We start from the raw sequence: 16,480 nt of genomic DNA, 5'->3' as shown, positions 1-16,480 counted from the left end.
TTCGGTTGGCCCGATCCGGGAATCTGCGTTTCAGCCACGCAAAATACGCTCTGCAATTTTCATCGCAGGGGTCATGTCGGGAACATTGCCGGTAAGGACAATATTTCGATGGGAGACATTGGAGTTCCGAAAATTGCGGATTTCCGTGTGGTACGCCTCCCACTGTGCTTGGGTAAAGCCAGCGCCATTCGAGATGCCCGTGCTATGCCTTCCTATATTGGATCAAATTGTGGGCATGCGATTTCGCATCGATGCCGGTTCCTGGGTAGACTCCGTCGCGAATGTTGATTGCATATTCGCACCAACCTTGCCACCGATTGGCATCCCAATTCTGCCACCCGAAATCAATGGTCAGGTCGCAACGGGCCGCAATGTATCAAGAACCGGACATTTAATAGGCAAGGAATTTGCGCGCCGGTCGTCGGCAATACCCTCAGAGCAGCCATGGCGCATTCGTTCTCCCGCGTCGTTTCAATGTTTCTGTGGACAACCCACCCCAACTTTCAGTGGTGCATTTTCGGCACGAAAAGACAGATTCGATTTTTCTACGAGCAATGCCAGCGGCTCGTCATGGACAATAAGCGTGTAGCCAAATGGAAATATATATCTGTGGCGAGTACATCGCCGATTTCCTTTGCAGAAGGCAGCTAATCACATTGACCTCTCGGCACAGATCATGCGAGCACGTTATTTGGAGTTTTTCAAATAGATGCCGGTGGCACTCGCAACGTTAGCCCAGAGCCAAAATGAGGATGCTATGAAAACGACTGCCGCAAAGCGAGTTAGCTGCTGCGGAAAAATCGATGCGACCAATAACAAAGTCAATGCAACAAGATGCGCACAGCATTGCCCGGTGGCCGTGCTATCGGAGATGATCTGTTTCACATTGGGCGGTTTCCTCCCGGTTTGCCCCATTCGATTTTGCAAGTGATACCAGACGAGGAATGGCACGATCTTGTAGAGCATCCCGTTGATTACGGAAAAGGCGAAGCCAACAATGATCAATATTCCGATTTGCAGTACATGGGTTGGCGACGCAGAAATTTCTGGAAACATGTTGCCGGCGACGTACATACCGACGGCACCAAGCATGCTGGCTAGGCCGAGCAGCCAAAACAGCGTGGTGGGATCTGGCCTGCGACGCTTCCGTTGACGGAGCAGGTCCAAAGTCAGGCCGGCAAATGCTGTGAGTCCAACGCCGATCACCATGGCAAGCAACGTGGTCAGCCAGGAATTCGGAAGAAGAATTCCAATAATTGACCATATGCATAAAGCGGCAAAGATCGCGGGCGCGAATATCCTGGTCGCCCATGCTGGGTAGCTGGGCGTCATTTGAAACATGGGAACAACCTGATATGCAACGCCGACGATCAGCAAGCAAACCCACCCGAGCAGACCCCATGCAGCGTGAAGATTGACCAGTCTTTCAAAGGGAAGTATTACGTCGCCGGCAGCGACGGCGCCGGCCATGGCCCCGAAACCGGCTGTGACGCCCAGAGCGATCAGGGCAAGGCGAATCGCCCGGAACGTGGCATTCTGCGATCCGCTTCGCCTGAACCCCAGCCAGCACACAACCAGCAGCAGCGAGAATCCGCCAAGCAGGCTGATGATCGCCATGTGAAACCAGGTTGCCTCCATCGTGGCGAATCCCGCGAGCAACGCAAGCGTTCCCGCAACGATCAGGCCATGCAACCAGCCTGCGGTAAGCGTGACCTGCGGAATCGCTACGCCGCCCATGACCTGAATGAACTGGAGCAATGCGCCGACCATCGACATGGTCGCAAAACCGAGAGTCAATAAATGGGTCAATTCTAGTGTGGTGGCGGACCACCGCGAGGGCAGTGGCCCCTGCCATGCCAGTAAAATTCCCGCCGCGACGGCGAAGGCCGGCGCAGTGAGAAAGAAGCGCAACGGGACCGATATCGGCGGCGTATGCTCGAAGGAATGTGTGCGTTGCATGCGACTCGATCAGCGACGCCAGATCAGAATCTCGAACAATGAAGCGGAGCGACGGGACATGCTGTGCGCGTAGCCGTTCTTGTCAAGGATGACGAACAACGGAATTGGCTCCCGACCGATCAGCACGCGCAGTTTTTGTTGTGCGCCTATAGCCGCCAAGGTGTCAAGTACCCGTTCCAAGGGTTCAGGTGGGGCGAGTCCGCGGACATCGAGAGAAATCTCCAAGTCCATCAGGACCTCGCCGTTTCTTCGAAGTGGTGCATCGCGCTGATGGTAGCGCCGGCCCGTGCACCGAGGATCCGATCGGCCATGGGGTAAAGGATACTTTCCTCCTTTATGTTGTGCTGTTGCACCATGATATTGAAGGTCTCGCATTGGCCAAGGAAGGCTGCCTTGTCGCGCTTTGCGATGGTTTCCACAAGCATGGCCACGATGCGGCGCATTTGCTCATGTTCATTGCGCATGATTTCGGTCGGCCCGCTGGCGTTGCCCGTTGCAGCCTCGATAGCGGGAAAAAGTATCTTTTCCTCCATGGCGAAATGCTGTTCAACCATTGCCGTAAACTCTTGAAAGAATCTCGCCCCCTTGTCCCACAAGCCGTCCAGGACGGCATTTTCGGCCTCGACGAAGCGGTCGTCGCAGTGGCTGTGAGCGCTGCCGAGGTAATTTGTGATGCTATCCATTTGATGCCTCTCTATTGAAGTAGACTTGCCCACTTGTATCAATCGTCCAGTCACCCGTCCAGACCGTCAATGCGAGGCCGAAGGAGGTAGGGCCCATAGGCAATGACATAGATCAGGAACGCGCCTGACCAGCACCCTGCAGCCAACGATAAGGTCACATGGCCGTCCCCATCCACACCGAGCGCCGCCAACAGCCTCACGAGCGCACCGAGTTGAATCAGCGTATACATGGCAGGCTCGGCAATGCCTGTCTTCAGCGGACGCCCCGTGTGGCCCAGCGCAGTGCGGGTGATCATGCCCATGATCAATCCGGCCATCGATCCAACCGTCAACGCGTGAAATGCGGCGCTTGCCGGAACGATGCCGAGCGATGCCAAGGCCATCAGGAAGAAGCCGATGGCTATCCATCCATAGGACAAATGGAGTATCCATAACAACGGCACACGCAGCGTCCGATGCGGCTGCCAGCCGGCCAACCTTGCCAAGGTTGCGCATCCTGCGGCAAAGGCCATGGATGCGGTGAAAACCGGCGCAATACCGGTAACCCAGGCCAGACCTGCCAACACGGCAAGAATGATCGTAATGCGGTCGCGCTTGCCGTTGACGACCGGCGTTGTACCTGGCGCACCGTTCCTGGTGAACATGGGGATGACACGGGCGCCGATGACAGACTCGATCAGAACGACGATCAGGATGGCAGCTTGTATGGACAGGATGGGCGAGACCCTGATCAGCCCAAGTGCTGCGCCGTGAAACGTTGCGTTGGCGATTCCCAGCAGTAGCAACAGTCCAACCAGAAAAAGATTGCGCTTGTTGTCGGCCTTGCGCAATACCCTGTAGAAGGACCATGCGGCCAGCGGCAGGAAAGCCAGGTCCACGACCGCTGCGAGCCAAGGCGGCGCAACCAACATGGCGACGCGTCCGGCGAGCCACAGGCCGACCAGTGCGGCGAGCGGTGCCTTTCTGGGCGTCCAAAGATTGGTCCAGTTCTTGCCGGCCGTGTAGAGGAAGCCGACAATCACGGCGGCTACCATGCCAAAGACCATCTCATGCATGTGCCACAACAGGGTGATATGCGAGCCTCCGGCGATCCAGCCGAAATAACTGGCCAGCCATAGGGGAATGGCGAGCACGGCAAACACCGCAGCAGCGAGATAGAACGGCCGGAAGGCCAGGCGCCACAGGGGATGATCCGATTGCCAGATATGGGATGCGTCGATCACCTGCGGTTCATCTATAGTCATAAGGCGCATGATTGATTCACTTTTTAAAATGTATTAAATATACTTCTTTTGGTCCGTCAATCGTCACATGGAGAAACGTCCACAACACTGACTATTTTTTGTGGATACGCACCGGCTGCGCCGCCGGTGCGCGACCGGAACGCAAAGGGGCTTTCTTGATGAGGTCTGCCAGTGTCACATTGTCGAGAACCGCAAGGTAGGCCGCAGTCGCGGAACTAAGCACGCCCTTCAGGACACATGCCGGGGCATAGACGCATGAATTGTTTTCACGGTCAAAACACTCTGCCATGTAGAAATCGGTTTCGCTATTGCGGACGACTTCGCCAATATTGATCTCCTCCGGTTCCTTGTTGAGCCGCAGTCCGCCATTGCGGCCGCGAACGGCATCAACCATTCCGGTCTGGCCCAATTGATGCACGACCTTCATCAAATGGTTCTTGGAAATGCCATGCAATTCCGCAATGTCATTGATCGTGACCAGCCGATCACGATTCAGCCCAAGATGCATCAGGGTGCGCAAGGAATAGTCGGTGTAGGCGGTCAGGCGCATTATTGTCTTCCGATGTTCAAGTCCGTCTTGCGACGAAACAGAATAAGCATTTAATCAAGTAAGTAGTATACATCTTTGTCCGTTTCGAGCAACGCCATGCGATAAGATGCATTCAATTTGCATCTTACAATACATTCATATAATATGCATCTTTATAAGGCCGCGAAACATCTTCTTCTCAACTGAACGTCAACAATAAGGAACCATGTCATGCACTCGACGCGCAAACTATGGACTTGGCTAGGGATCATGTGTGCGATCTCATTCGCAGTCCTGCTCTGGGTCGGCAAAGAAATCTACTTGAAAGCGCCGCCCATCCCGAATCAGGTTGTCAGCACCAACGGCGCCGTGCTTTTCTCGGCGGGTCAGGTCGATCTTGGGCAACAGGCCTGGCTTTCGGCCGGCGGCCAGCAATTGGGAACGGTTTGGGGCCACGGCAGCTACGTCGCGCCGGATTGGTCGGCCGATTGGCTGCACCGCGAAGCACTCGCGTTGCGCGACGTGCTGGCCCAACGTGATTTCGGCAAGCCGTTCGATCAATTGAATGCCGGTCAGCAGAGCAACATTGATGGCTTGGTGAAAGGCGAGATGCGACGCAACACCTACGACGCCACCACCGGCAGCATCGCCCTGTCGCCGCAACGCGCCGAAGCGGTGAATCAAGTCAGGCAGCATTACCTCAGCTTGTTCGGCAACGACCCTGCACTCGACAGCTTGCGCGAGCAGTATGCGATGAATGCCGGTACCCTGCCGAAGTCTGAAGACTTGCAGGCGCTGCCGGCATTCATTTTCTGGTCGTCGTGGGCTGCTGCCGCCGATCGTCCGGGCGAAACCGACATCAGCTATACCAGCAACTGGCCGCATGAACCGCTGGTCGGCAATACGGCTACTGCCGGCACCGGGATCTGGTCGATTGCCAGCATCATCCTGTTGATCGCAGCGATCGCCGCCATGATCTTCTTCCATTCGATCAGCAAGGAGGTGGGCGACCCCGCGCCGCCCAAGGCCGATCCGTTGTTCGACATGAAGCCCACGCCATCGATGAAGGCGACGCGTAAGTATTTCTATGTCGTGATAGGCCTGATCCTGGCACAAATCTCGATGGGCGTGATCACGGCCCACTACTCGGTCGAGGGTCATTCTTTCTTTGGTTATCCGTTGGCGCAAATCCTGCCGTACACGATCAGCCGCACCATCCATACCCAATTCGCGGTTCTCTGGATCGCCACGGCATGGCTGGCCACCGGTCTTTACATCGCGCCGGCAATTTCTGGTCATGAACCGAAATACCAGAAGCTGGGCGTGAACGTGCTGTTCTATGCGCTGCTGTTCATCGTGGTTGGTTCCACGGCATTCGGCTGGGTCGGTTCGCTGCAACACCTGGGCAACGATTTCAGTTTCTGGATCGGTAACCAGGGGCTGGCTTACACGACCATGGGCCGCGTTTGGCAGATCCTGCTCTTCGTCGGCTTGCTGTTTTGGGTGCTGTTGCTCGGACGAGGCCTTTGGCCGGCGCTGAAGAGGCCGGGCGAAAGTCGCGGCTTGATTGCCATGGTGTTTCTTGCTGCCCTGTGCATCGGCGCATTCTATGCCACATCGCTGGCGTGGGGTCAGCATACCCACTACTCGATGATCGAATACTGGCGCTGGTGGCTGGTCCATCTGTGGGTGGAAGGCTTCTTCGAAGTGTTCGCTACCGCCGTCATTGCCCTGCTGTTCACGCGGCTGGGTTTGATCCGGGCGGCGACGGCCAATAGCGCCATCGTGCTGGAAACCATCGTGTTCCTGTTCGGCGGCATCCTGGGCACCTTGCATCACTTGTATTTCACCGGCACACCAACCTTCGTGATCGCCATCGGCGGGATGTTTTCAGCACTGGAAGTCGTGCCGCTTTCGATGATCGGGGTGGAAGCGTATCGCAACTATCAGCGCGCCAATGCAGCGCCGTGGGTGCAAAGCTACAAGTGGTCGATCATGTGCTTCATCGCTGTCGGTTTCTGGAATATGGTGGGCGCGGGCCTGCTCGGCTTTGCCATCAACACGCCGATCGCACTGTACTACCTGCAAGGGTTGAACATGACCGCCGCGCACGGACATGCCGCGTTGTTCGGCGTGTACGGCATGCTGGGCATCGGCTTGCTGCTGTTCTGCCTGCGTGGATTGTCCGACCGTGCGGCATGGTCCGACAAATTGTTGAAGCCGATGTTCTGGCTGCTCAATATAGGTCTCGGTATGATGGTGTTCATCTCGCTGCTGCCGGCCGGCATATATCAAGCCTGGGCCAGCATCACCAAGGGCATGTGGTTCGCCCGTTCGCCCGAAGTCATCCATTCCCACATCATGGAAACCTTCGTATGGATGCGCGTTCCTGGTGACGTAGTGTTCACCTGCGGCGCCTTGCTGCTGGCGTTGTTCGCTCTGCGCCTGTTGACCGGCGGAAGAAAGGCACAAGTCGCCCCGGTTGGTACGGCACCAGCGCTGCGGACCTGAACGGCACATTGCATCGAGCAGGGAGGCGGCCTGGGTCGCCTCCCGAATTTTCAACTAAACGGGAGTACAACAATCATGCACGACTGTTCCATTCCAACCGAAAATGACGGTACTTATCTCTTTGACGCACGCGGCATCGCCAAGCGAGTCCGCCATGCGGCCATCTTTGGCGCGCTCGAAGCGCTCATCGTCGGCGAGCGATTGCGCTTTTGCAACGATCATGATCCAATACCGCTGCTGTCGCAGATCCGGGGCTACTATGGCCCACGCATCCGGTGCGATTACGTCTCGCGCGATCCAGGACAGATCGTGATCGATTTCGTCGTTTGTTGATGCCGACCAGGGAGCACGCCGTCGTGGACTACTACGCCATCAAGCATTTTCACCTGGCTTGCGCGGCCTCAAGCGGCAGCTTGTTCCTCCTGCGTGGGTATTGGATGCTGCGCAATTCAACCCGGCTGCAGCAGCGCTGGGTCAGGATTGTGCCGCATGTGGTAGATACGATGCTGTTGGCGAGTGCCGCCGTGCTGGCCGTATGGAGCGGGCAGTATCCGATCATGCAGGGCTGGCTGACTGCCAAGGTCGTTGCATTGATTTTTTATATTGTTCTTGGCACGATTGCCTTGAAACGGGGCAAGACCAGGGCCATCCGCATTGCCGCATTCTTTACGGCAGTCCTGATATTCGCCTATATCGGGTCGGTGGCAATCACCAGGCAGGCGCTGCCGTTCGTCTGATGCGCCGGCCGCCGGTTACGCGGCGCCTGGCGACTTTTCTGAATTCTCTGCCGGCGTGGCAGCATCCAGACCCCATGATTGCCAATCCGGTCCGAACAGTTCGACCGGATGTTGTGTTCGTTCCGAACCGTTGCCGCAGGCAAGCGAATCGGCCGGGCAATACTTGTCGCAGCCCCAGCACACGCGCTCGGGATTGACGGGATGAATCGGAAATTTCTTGGCCATGCGCGAAGACCCTAGATCAATTTTGAAAATTTGACGATGGTCGGCTGACCCAGATACTTGTCAAATACCATGCTGCTGGCGCGCACGAACAGGCGGCCCTTCGGCGTGACGCGAATGGCATCGTCATCGATCGTGATCAGGCCGGCTTCCTCGAATTGCCCTAGCTGTGCAATTTCCGGCGCAAAATAGCGGACAAAGTCGATCCCGAACGAGGCATTGATAGCGTCGAATTCGAGCGGCGCACTGCACATCAACGTCATGATCACATGGCGCCTGAGCAGATCGTCGTGGCTCAGCGCGCGCCCTTTTTCGATCGGCAGATGGCCATCATCGAGGTGCCGGCAATATTCCTTGACCGTGCGTACGGCTTGGCTGTAGGAGTCGCCCACCTTGCTGATCGCCGAGACACCGAGGCCGATCAGGTCGCATTCGGCGCGTGTCGTGTAGCCTTGGAAATTGCGGTGCAGGGTCTTGTTCAGGCGGGCGAGGTTCAATTCGTCGCCGGGCTTGGCAAAATGATCGAGACCGATGTATTCGTAACCGGCATCGAGCAGGCGCCGGGTCGACATCAGGAAGATCTGAAGGCGTGCCTCGGCGCTCGGGAGATCGCTTTCCACGATCTGGCGCTGGGCCTTGAAGCGGCTCGGCAAATGCGCGTAGTTGTACAACGCGATGCGGTCCGGTGAAAGATGGATCAGACTGTCGAGCGTGCGGCCAAAACTTTCCAGCGTCTGCTTCGGCAAGCCGTAAATCAGGTCGGCATTGGTCGACTGAAAACCCGCTGCGCGGCTATCGCGCACGGCTTGCTCCACCATCTCCAGCGGCTGGATACGGTTGACCGCCTGTTGTACCTGCGGATCGAAATCCTGCACGCCGAAACTGTTGCGATTGAAGCCGAGTTCGGCCAGCAGCGCCATGGTGCCTGCGCGCACCGTGCGGGGATCGATTTCGATGCCGAGCTCGGCATCCGGCGCGTACGCAAAGCGGCCGCGTAACATGGTCATGAGCTGGCGCAATTCATCGGCATTGAAAAAGGTCGGTGTGCCGCCGCCCAGGTGCAACTGCACCACGGTGTGATCCGGCCCGATGCGCGCCGCGACGAGGTCCATTTCCTTCTCAAGGTAGCGCAGGTACTCGGCCACCCGCTCATGGTCCTTGGTGATGATCTTGTTGCAAGCGCAAAAATAGCATAGCGATTCGCAGAACGGCAGGTGCACGTAGATCGACAATGGCGGGTTGATTTTCCGCGACGCGCGCTGTTCGAGATAGGTCAGGTATGACTGCTCGCCAAAATCGGTACCGAAGCGGTCGGCAGTGGGATATGACGTGTAGCGCGGTCCGGATTTGTCGAATTTGCGGATCAGGTCTTCGGACAGCTCGATGCCGTTTGCGATTGCATTCATGGCTGGCTGTGCTCCCTGATGAGTTTCACGAAATCTGCATCGACTTCGCCGAGTTTCGACGCGCTGCCTGCAATTCTGCCTTCGGCGTCAAGCAGGATCAGTGCGGTCGTGTGGTTGTAATCGCCGTTCGGCAAGCGCCGGTATTTGCGATGAAGGGCCGATGGCACATTCGACGGGCTGGTGAGCACCGCATGGATCGGCTCGCCCTGAGGCGGTCCGAAGTCGCCCTTCAGTTTGGACGGCGCTTGCGCAGCGGCCATCGCGGTTTGCACACACATGACCAGACCAACCGGTGCGGATACCTTCATCCACCTTTTTCGAGCGAATATGATGCGTTTCATAACGATCTCATCCCATCCCGGAATTGAAGCCTGTCGAAGGAATGTCATTTCCTTGTTGATAATTTAGTGTCGGCGACGCAACGAGAGCGTGCCAATCAACCATATGCCAATGTACGCGCCTGCTATTTGAAGCATATGATCTGCATCAAATATCAGTCACGCTGCGATATATTTCTGCCTGATGTGCCACCTTCCCCAATTTCGCCGCCTGGAACCGGGAACGCGGCAACAGCCGGTAAGCCGGCTCCTATATGGTCAGCCGGTAATTTCCTGAAAGAACGCTGTTGACCGATCTTGTTCATTGGCTGCAGGGATTTATTCCGGCGCCGACCGCCGTCGGAGGCCGCGAGAGGCTCCGTGCATGCAGCGGTGCCCTGATTGGCATCCTGCTGACAGGACTCATGACGCGTTGGGTACTTGGCGCATCTACAGCGCTGCCGTTATTGATCGCGCCCATGGGGGCCGTCGGCGGTATTGCTATTTGCATTGCCGGCGAGCCCACTAGCGCAGCCATGGTCGATGATAGGCGGCAACCTGGTGCCCGTCCACGGCATCGCACAATCTGTCGACCATTGCAAATGGTCATCGAAGGCAGCGCCGACTACAACGCCGCATCGGGCGACAAGATGCACAACAAGAAGGTGGAGCAATTCGATTTCAATCAGGTGGTGCAACAGTTAGAGCAGGCGCGTCAGGCTGCGCCCGCGCTCAATAGCGGAGCGTTGCGGACGCCTTGCTGAAGGCCCATCTGCAAGGCAGCGATACGGCCGCCATCGGCGGCGATCTGGCCTATGCCTATGCGAAAAACGGGAACTGGTCGGACACTGCTGCCAAGGCTTTGCTGGCGAGGCCGGAATTCGGCCGGCAGCAGGCGCTTGCGACAGCGAAATAAATCGATGGCCGCACGAGAATGAATACACGCGAAACGACAGGAAATGCAATGACACCAACACAAGCTCTACGGCCGCAACTTGAAAAAAGAAGCTGAGTCGCGGAAGATCTACTCGTCTGGCTCCGTTCGTTTCGCCGTCGAAAAATCCGTGATGAAAAACTCGCCATCCGGTACCAGGCATTCCTCGTTTTGGCGTGTGTGCTTATTTGCCGGAGCTTTCTTAAACCATTATTTAAATTTTGTAACACCCTCTTAGAATTGTTCCCAGTCCCCGCCCTTGTCGCTATCGGTGGGTGACGGCAGGACTTTCTTTGCCGTCGGTAATTTGGCCGCCGGCGCGGCTTTCGATTTGATTTTCGGCTCAATTTTCAGTTTGTTCGCCGGCGCCGGTCTGGCGGGCGCGGGGCTGAAGGCCATCGTATGCGTTTCGTCCAGCTTGAAGGTGCTGACCGAGGCCGTCAGCGTCTGTGCCTGATTTTGCAGAGATTGCGCGGCGGCGGCGGCTTGTTCCACCAGAGCGGCGTTTTGTTGCGTGGTCTGTTCCATTTGAGAGATGGCGATGTGGATCTGTTCGATGCCGTCGCGTTGTTCCTGGCTGGCGGAACTGATCTCGCCGACGATGTCGGTCACGCGCCTCACGCTCGACACCACTTCGTTCATGGTCGTGCCGGCTTGCTCGACCAGCTTGCTGCCTTCTTCAACCTTGTTCACGGAGTCGTCGATCAATGTCTTGATTTCCTTGGCCGCCGTGGCGGATCGCTGCGCCAGGCTGCGCACTTCCGACGCCACCACCGCGAAGCCGCGGCCCTGTTCGCCGGCGCGCGCCGCTTCCACCGCCGCGTTCAGGGCCAGGATATTGGTCTGGAAGGCGATGCCGTCGATCACGCTGATGATGTCGACGATCTTGCGCGAGGATTCGTTGATCGAACCCATCGTGTCGACGACCTTGCCGACCACGGCGCCGCCTTGCGACGCCACGTCGGACGCCGACAGGGCCAACTGGTTGGCCTGGCCGGCGTTGTCGGCGTTCTGTTTGACGGTCGTGGTGAGTTCTTCCATGGCCGAGGCGGTTTCTTCGAGCGAGCCGGCCTGCTGCTCGGTGCGGCTGGACAGGTCGAGGTTGCCGGTGGCGATTTCGCTGGAGGCGGTCATGATTTGCTCGGTGCCCCGGCGCACATCGGCGACGACGTGCGCAAGACCGTCGCTGATGCCGTTGACGGCGCCCATGAGCTGGCCGATCTCGTCCTGCCGGTCGACTGGCATGCGCACGGTCAGGTCGCCGCCCGCCAGTGTGCTGGCGGCTTCGCAGGCGCGCGCCAGCGGACGCGTCACGACGCGCTTGATGAGCAGGTTCATCGCCACGCCGACCAGCAGCAGAAATACGGCGCCGCACAGAATCAGGCGGTTGCGGATGGCGGCGATCTCCGCGGTCACTTCCTCGGAATAGATTTCGCCGACGATGACCCAGTTCCATTTGGGGAAAAAGCTGAATGCCGCCATCTTCGGTTCGCCCTTGAAGGCAGTGTTTGGGTTATCCCACAGATAGTGCAGGACGCCTTCTTTCTGCTCCAGCATCTCCTTGATGAATTCCTTGCCGTTGACATTCTTCAGGCCGAGCAGATTTTTGCCTTCATCCTGCGGACCGGCAATGGTCGCGCCGAAGTCCTTGTTGCCGCTCCCCGGGCCGGAAAGCAGCGTACCGAAGTCCTTGCCCTTCTGGGCATTGATGACATAGAAATAGCCGGTTTGGCCGATTTTGAGCGCTTTGATCCTGTCTTTGAGCGCCTTGATATCGTCCGAGATATCGACGCCCACATACAGGATGCCGATCAGTTGGCCGCCGGCATCCTTGATCGGGACGTACTTGGTGATGTATTGCTTGCCGAACAGCGTTGCCAGGCCGGTATAGGATTTGTCTGCCAGCAGCGCGGCATAGCCGGGGTGGGCGCGGTCGAGCAGGGTGCCGACCGCGCGTTCGCCGTTTTCCTTTTTCACCGAGGTCGAGACGCGCACGAAATCGTCGCCGCTCTTGACGAAGATGGTGGCGGTGACGCCGGTCTGCGCGGTAAAGCGGTCGGGAATCGTGAAGTCGAGATTGAGATCGGTACTGCCGTTGCGCAGCACCGGCGTGGCCTTGTCGCCGACCTGCACGGTACGGCCGGCATCGAGCGAGAATTTTTCCGGAAACGCATGGGCGAACATGTTGGAGAAGCGTTCCACCTGGCTGCTGATCGAGCGGTCGAACATGTCGACCATGTTGATCACGCCGCGGGTTTCATCGCTGATCTGCACCGTGGACCGTTGCTCCAGCACGGACGAGGTCGCGTAACCGATCAGCAGGATTGCCGCAATGAGCAGCGCGCCGACCAGCATCAGGGTGAGAGAGGTGAGCTTGGTGCCGACAGCCCAGTTTCGGTAATGAAAGGCGGAAGTTTTCATGGCATCTCTCATTGGGCGCAGGGCCTCGGTTACCGTCTGCACACGTTCGGGAACAAATGTGTGCATGCGGGGGAGTGAAATTTCACATTTCAAGTGGGTCCAAGTATAGCCAGATCGTTTTGAAGTCTTGTTTCTGTTCTGCAATAAACCTGATAACAAGTTGTTTATTGGCCACTTTATTTATTGGTCTTGTGGCGAATCCATGTCAGGGGGCAGACGGGATCGACAGAAAATTGTCAATATTGAAACTTTCCAGCCAGAGTTCAAAATTGTCCGCCGGCATCGGCCGTGAAAAAAGATAGCCCTGCGCCACGTCGCAGCCTTGCAGCTTGAGCAAATCGTATTGCTGCTTGTTTTCCACTCCCTCCGCGACGACAGTGAGATGGAGGCTTTCGCCGATGCGGATCACGGCGCTGGTGAGGGCCAGCACGGTGTCGTCGACGTTCATGTCGCGCACGAAGCTCTGGTCGAGCTTCAACTCGCACACCGGCAGATTGCGCAGGTAGCCCAGGCTGGAGTAGCCGGTGCCGAAATCGTCCATCGCCAGCTTTACGCCGAGCGCGTGGACTTCGCGGATGGTGCGCGTGGTGCTGGGGTTGGTGTCCATCATCACGGTTTCGGTGATTTCCAGCGTCAGGTCGGTGGGCGCCAGCGCATAGCGCTGCAGCAGTCCCTGAATGAATTGCGGCAGTTCCAGATCGTGGAAATTGGTGGATGACAGATTGACCGATACCGAGGGCACATCGATGCCGCGCCGGCGCCAGTCGCTCAACTGATAGCACGCTTCTTCGAGTGCCCATTTTCCCAGTTCGCCGATGAGGCCGCATTCTTCCGCAATCGGGATGAAGCGCGCCGGCGACACTTGCCCGAGCTGCGGATGGCGCCAGCGCGCCAGGGCTTCCACGCCGTGCAGCAGGCCGCTGTTGAAATTGATCTGCGGCTGGTAATGCAACTCGAAGTCGCCGCCCCGCAGGGCGTCGCGCAAGGCGCCTTCGAGCGCCAGGCGTTCCTGCGCCTGGGTGTTCATCTCGTCGCTGAAAAAGCTGAAGCGGCCGCGGTTCTTGGCCTTGGTCTGGTACATGGCCATGTCGGCGCGGTGCAGCAGCATTTCGATGGTCTCGCCGTTATCGGGAAACAGGCTGATGCCGATGCTGGCCGACGGCGTCAGCGTTATCCCGGCAACTTGGCAGGGGAGAGACAGGTTGGCCTGGATGCGTTTGACCACGTCGGTGACGCGGTGCAGGTCGCATTGCGTCAGCACGACGACGAATTCGTCGCCGGACAGGCGTCCGACGATGTCCGATTTGCGCGCCTCGATCTGCAGGCGTCCCGCCACCGTGCGCAGCAATTCGTCGCCGGCCTGGTGGCTCAGCGAGTCGTTGATTTGCTTGAAGCGGTCGAGGTCGATGAACAGCACCGCCAGCGGAATCTTGGTGCGCGCCGCATTGGCGATGGCCTGGTTGGCCTTGACCAGCAACAGGCTGCGATTGGGCAGGCCGGTCAGCGCATCGTAAAACGCCAGTTGATGTATGCGCGAGCGCGTTTCCTCGCGTTCCAGCGCCAGCGCGCACAGGTGCAGGCTGATTTCCACCAGCCGATGGTGGAAGGCGTCGGGCCTGCGCTTGCCGTAATAGTAGAAGGCGAAGGTGCCGATCACGCGTCCGTCGGCCGAGGTGATCGGCGTCGACCAGCATGACTGCAGGCCCATCGGCAGCACCAGATGCTTGTAATCCGTCCACAACGGATCGGTCTCGATATCGTAGACTTCCACCGGCTCCGCCCGGAATGCCGCGGTGCCGCACGAGCCGACGTTCGGGCCGATGGCGATGCCTTCGATTGCCCGGTTGTATTCTTCGGGCAGGCTGGGGCCGGCAATCGGATGCAGCAGGCCGTGCTCGTCGACCAGGAGGATGGACGCCACCACGTCCGGCGCGATCCGTTCCAGTTCCTCGCACACCATGGTCAGCACTTCATGCAGGCTGGCTTCGCGCACCATCGCGTTGAGCGCCTTGTACTGCAGCACTTCATGCATCTTGGCGTTGGTGATGTCGGTCAGGATGCTGACCGCGTTGATCAGTTTGCCGTCGCCGTCGAGGATGGGATTGACCACGGTCGACACCCACAAGGGATGCCCCTGCTTGTCGATCATCATCTCTTCGCCGTGGAAACTCCGGCCCTGCGCGATCACGGCATAGCAGTCGTCGATCAGTTTGAGGATGGCGGGTTGTCCTTCGAACAGCTCGCGCGGCCGCCGCCCGATCACTTCGTCGGCTGCGAAGCCGAGCATGCGGCTGAAGCCGGTATTGTGGAAGACGATGTGGTCGGCGTCGTTGGTGATGAACACCGCGTTGTCGGTCTCATTGATGCCCAGCGACAGCAAGTGCTGGTATTCGCGGTCGCGCTGCTCGCGCACCATGCGGTACGACACGTCCGCGCCGATGCTGATGATCTTGACCGGCTTGCCTTCGACATCGAACACCGGCGTGTAGGTTGCCTCCCACCATACCGGCCGGCCGTCGCGCGCCATGCGCTTGAAGCGGCCGGAAAAGAACCGGCCCTGGTTGACGTCGCGCCAGAAATTTTCGTATTCCTGGCTGTTCACATATTCCGGCTCGCACAGGAAACGGTGGTGCTTGCCGACGATTTCCGCGGGCAGGTACCCCATGGTTTTGAGATAGTTGCCGTTGGCGCCGACGATGATGCCGTCGGCGGTAAATTCGATCACGCCGAGCGAACGGTTGAGGGCGCGCAGGATGCTGTTCTTTTCCTGCGAATCGTCGATGTGCGCGGTGACGTCGGCCGCGATGGAGATGATGCGTTGCAACCGGCCCTGCGCGTCGAACACTGGATTGCAGGTCGCTTCGAGCCACAGCCTGGAGCCGTCGCTGCGCATGCGCTGCAAGGTGCCGGAGACGACTTCGCCCTGATGCAGGCGGCGCCAGAACTCTGCATATTCGGGCGACCCGGCGTGTTCCGGATTGCACAGCATGCTGTGATGGCGTCCGACGATGTCGCTCTGCTGGTAAGCCATCAGCGTGAGGAAGTTGTCGTTGGCGGCAAGGATGGTGCCGTCGGGCGCCAGTTCGAGAATGGCCATGGAGCGGGAAAATGCCGTCAGCAGCGCTTCCTTCTCCGCCAGGGCGCTGCGATATTGTTGTAGTTCCTGGCTAAGGCGCTCGCCGTCCATCATGGGGCTGTTCCCCTCCCATCCCTCGACTGCATTCATATGCGTCAATTTCCCCCGCTCGGTATGATCATATGCTGCTTTTTGTTCTTGCGGTCGGCCTGGACAGCCGGTGTTGAACAAATAACGACAGATTTTTGTCTCCGGTTAACACTGTTCTCATTGGTCCTTGCGAATCGTTTGCGCCGTCATCGCCGGCTGTCATCAGGAGCGAATCGACATATCCGACTTTATCGGAAGGAAAATAGTCGTACTTGAGTGCAGCGTCCAAATATTTCACCTTGGTTTTCTGCCCGCACAACGGGGATCGCACTTTTGCGCCGCATGTGCAAT

The 16,480-nt window shown here is 58.1% G+C and carries 14 protein-coding genes and 1 pseudogene; 5 read left to right on the top strand and 10 right to left on the bottom strand.

Annotation, left to right across the window (positions count from 1 at the left end; all coding sequences use genetic code 11):
* Positions 1–687 precede the first annotated feature (687 nt).
* The 5 genes from RV1423_RS09585 to RV1423_RS09565 all read right to left on the bottom strand — a co-directional run bounded on the left by RV1423_RS09585 (position 688) and on the right by RV1423_RS09565 (position 4,436).
* Positions 688–1,959 carry a hypothetical protein gene (locus RV1423_RS09585; protein ID WP_034295825.1) on the bottom strand — a complete coding sequence of 424 codons (1,272 nt, stop codon included), beginning with the start codon at positions 1,957–1,959 and terminating at the stop codon, positions 688–690.
* Between the two features lie 9 nt (positions 1,960–1,968).
* Entirely contained in the window at positions 1,969–2,190 is a 222-nt protein-coding gene (locus tag RV1423_RS09580) for a DUF2249 domain-containing protein (protein ID WP_034295823.1), read from the bottom strand.
* Entirely contained in the window at positions 2,190–2,642 is a 453-nt protein-coding gene (locus tag RV1423_RS09575) for a hemerythrin domain-containing protein (RefSeq protein WP_034295821.1), read from the bottom strand. The genes RV1423_RS09580 and RV1423_RS09575 overlap by 1 nt, the downstream gene beginning before the upstream one ends.
* A 50-nt stretch (positions 2,643–2,692) precedes the next feature.
* A complete protein-coding gene (locus RV1423_RS09570; protein WP_231502140.1) occupies positions 2,693–3,886 on the bottom strand; it encodes an NnrS family protein in 1,194 nt (397 codons plus the stop codon).
* A 91-nt stretch (positions 3,887–3,977) separates the two neighbouring features.
* A complete protein-coding gene (locus RV1423_RS09565; protein ID WP_034295817.1) occupies positions 3,978–4,436 on the bottom strand; it encodes an Rrf2 family transcriptional regulator in 459 nt (152 codons plus the stop codon).
* A 210-nt stretch (positions 4,437–4,646) separates the two neighbouring features.
* On the opposite strand from RV1423_RS09565, the gene RV1423_RS09560 reads away from it, so the two are divergent.
* The 3 genes from RV1423_RS09560 (at position 4,647) to RV1423_RS09550 (ending at position 7,663) form a co-directional block, all read left to right on the top strand.
* Positions 4,647–6,926 (top strand): nitric-oxide reductase large subunit, encoded by a 2,280-nt coding sequence (locus RV1423_RS09560; protein ID WP_034295814.1) that lies wholly within the window; start codon positions 4,647–4,649, stop codon positions 6,924–6,926.
* 75 nt (positions 6,927–7,001) lie between these two features.
* On the top strand, positions 7,002–7,259 hold the full coding sequence (locus tag RV1423_RS09555; protein WP_034295811.1) for a DUF2249 domain-containing protein: 258 nt from the start codon (positions 7,002–7,004) through the stop codon (positions 7,257–7,259).
* 23 nt (positions 7,260–7,282) lie between these two features.
* Positions 7,283–7,663: a SirB2 family protein gene (locus RV1423_RS09550; protein WP_034296055.1), complete on the top strand. Its 381-nt coding sequence runs from the start codon at positions 7,283–7,285 to the stop codon at positions 7,661–7,663.
* Positions 7,664–7,678: 15 nt separating this feature from the next.
* On the opposite strand, the gene RV1423_RS09545 is transcribed toward RV1423_RS09550, so the two are convergent.
* From RV1423_RS09545 to RV1423_RS09535, 3 genes are read right to left on the bottom strand one after another with little or no spacing between them, the layout of a single operon-like run.
* On the bottom strand, positions 7,679–7,888 hold the full coding sequence (locus RV1423_RS09545; RefSeq protein WP_034295808.1) for a DUF3079 domain-containing protein: 210 nt from the start codon (positions 7,886–7,888) through the stop codon (positions 7,679–7,681).
* A gap of 11 nt (positions 7,889–7,899) precedes the next feature.
* Entirely contained in the window at positions 7,900–9,291 is a 1,392-nt protein-coding gene (gene hemN / locus RV1423_RS09540) for an oxygen-independent coproporphyrinogen III oxidase (protein WP_034295805.1), read from the bottom strand.
* A complete protein-coding gene (locus RV1423_RS09535) occupies positions 9,288–9,599 on the bottom strand; it encodes a hypothetical protein (protein WP_034295804.1) in 312 nt (103 codons plus the stop codon). The genes hemN and RV1423_RS09535 overlap by 4 nt, the downstream gene beginning before the upstream one ends.
* Positions 9,600–9,916: 317 nt before the next feature.
* Here RV1423_RS09535 and RV1423_RS30620 point away from each other — a divergent pair.
* Together RV1423_RS30620 and RV1423_RS29785 are read left to right on the top strand one after the other, a co-directional pair.
* Positions 9,917–10,172 (top strand): annotated as a pseudogene (locus RV1423_RS30620) (HPP family protein); the annotation flags it as partial.
* Between the two features lie 193 nt (positions 10,173–10,365).
* Positions 10,366–10,524 carry a hypothetical protein gene (locus RV1423_RS29785; RefSeq protein ID WP_155835063.1) on the top strand — a complete coding sequence of 53 codons (159 nt, stop codon included), beginning with the start codon at positions 10,366–10,368 and terminating at the stop codon, positions 10,522–10,524.
* Between the two features lie 252 nt (positions 10,525–10,776).
* Here RV1423_RS29785 and RV1423_RS09530 read toward each other — a convergent pair whose 3' ends face one another.
* Positions 10,777–12,963 carry a methyl-accepting chemotaxis protein gene (locus RV1423_RS09530; RefSeq protein ID WP_034295801.1) on the bottom strand — a complete coding sequence of 729 codons (2,187 nt, stop codon included), beginning with the start codon at positions 12,961–12,963 and terminating at the stop codon, positions 10,777–10,779.
* A gap of 205 nt (positions 12,964–13,168) precedes the next feature.
* Positions 13,169–16,153: an EAL domain-containing protein gene (locus RV1423_RS09525; protein WP_034295799.1), complete on the bottom strand. Its 2,985-nt coding sequence runs from the start codon at positions 16,151–16,153 to the stop codon at positions 13,169–13,171.
* Positions 16,154–16,480 lie beyond the last annotated feature (327 nt).

The sequence above is a fragment of the Herbaspirillum sp. RV1423 genome, from assembly GCF_000577615.1.
GTDB lineage: Bacteria > Pseudomonadota > Gammaproteobacteria > Burkholderiales > Burkholderiaceae_D > Herbaspirillum.
The sequence above is the reverse complement of the archived record's forward strand: the minus strand, read 5'-3'. Positions and strand labels throughout refer to the sequence as shown.

Excerpts from the sequence above, each read along its gene's own strand:
- RV1423_RS09585 (WP_034295825.1), bottom strand. The coding sequence starts at position 1,959 with ATGCAACGCACACATTCCTTCGAGCATACGCCGCCGATATCGGTCCCG.
- RV1423_RS09580 (WP_034295823.1), bottom strand. The coding sequence starts at position 2,190 with ATGGACTTGGAGATTTCTCTCGATGTCCGCGGACTCGCCCCACCTGAA.
- RV1423_RS09575 (WP_034295821.1), bottom strand. The coding sequence starts at position 2,642 with ATGGATAGCATCACAAATTACCTCGGCAGCGCTCACAGCCACTGCGAC.
- RV1423_RS09570 (WP_231502140.1), bottom strand. The coding sequence starts at position 3,886 with ATGACTATAGATGAACCGCAGGTGATCGACGCATCCCATATCTGGCAA.
- RV1423_RS09565 (WP_034295817.1), bottom strand. The coding sequence starts at position 4,436 with ATGCGCCTGACCGCCTACACCGACTATTCCTTGCGCACCCTGATGCAT.
- RV1423_RS09560 (WP_034295814.1), top strand. The coding sequence starts at position 4,647 with ATGCACTCGACGCGCAAACTATGGACTTGGCTAGGGATCATGTGTGCG.
- RV1423_RS09555 (WP_034295811.1), top strand. The coding sequence starts at position 7,002 with ATGCACGACTGTTCCATTCCAACCGAAAATGACGGTACTTATCTCTTT.
- RV1423_RS09545 (WP_034295808.1), bottom strand. The coding sequence starts at position 7,888 with ATGGCCAAGAAATTTCCGATTCATCCCGTCAATCCCGAGCGCGTGTGC.
- hemN (WP_034295805.1), bottom strand. The coding sequence starts at position 9,291 with ATGAATGCAATCGCAAACGGCATCGAGCTGTCCGAAGACCTGATCCGC.
- RV1423_RS09535 (WP_034295804.1), bottom strand. The coding sequence starts at position 9,599 with ATGAAGGTATCCGCACCGGTTGGTCTGGTCATGTGTGTGCAAACCGCG.
- RV1423_RS09530 (WP_034295801.1), bottom strand. The coding sequence starts at position 12,963 with ATGAAAACTTCCGCCTTTCATTACCGAAACTGGGCTGTCGGCACCAAG.
- RV1423_RS09525 (WP_034295799.1), bottom strand. The coding sequence starts at position 16,153 with ATGATGGACGGCGAGCGCCTTAGCCAGGAACTACAACAATATCGCAGC.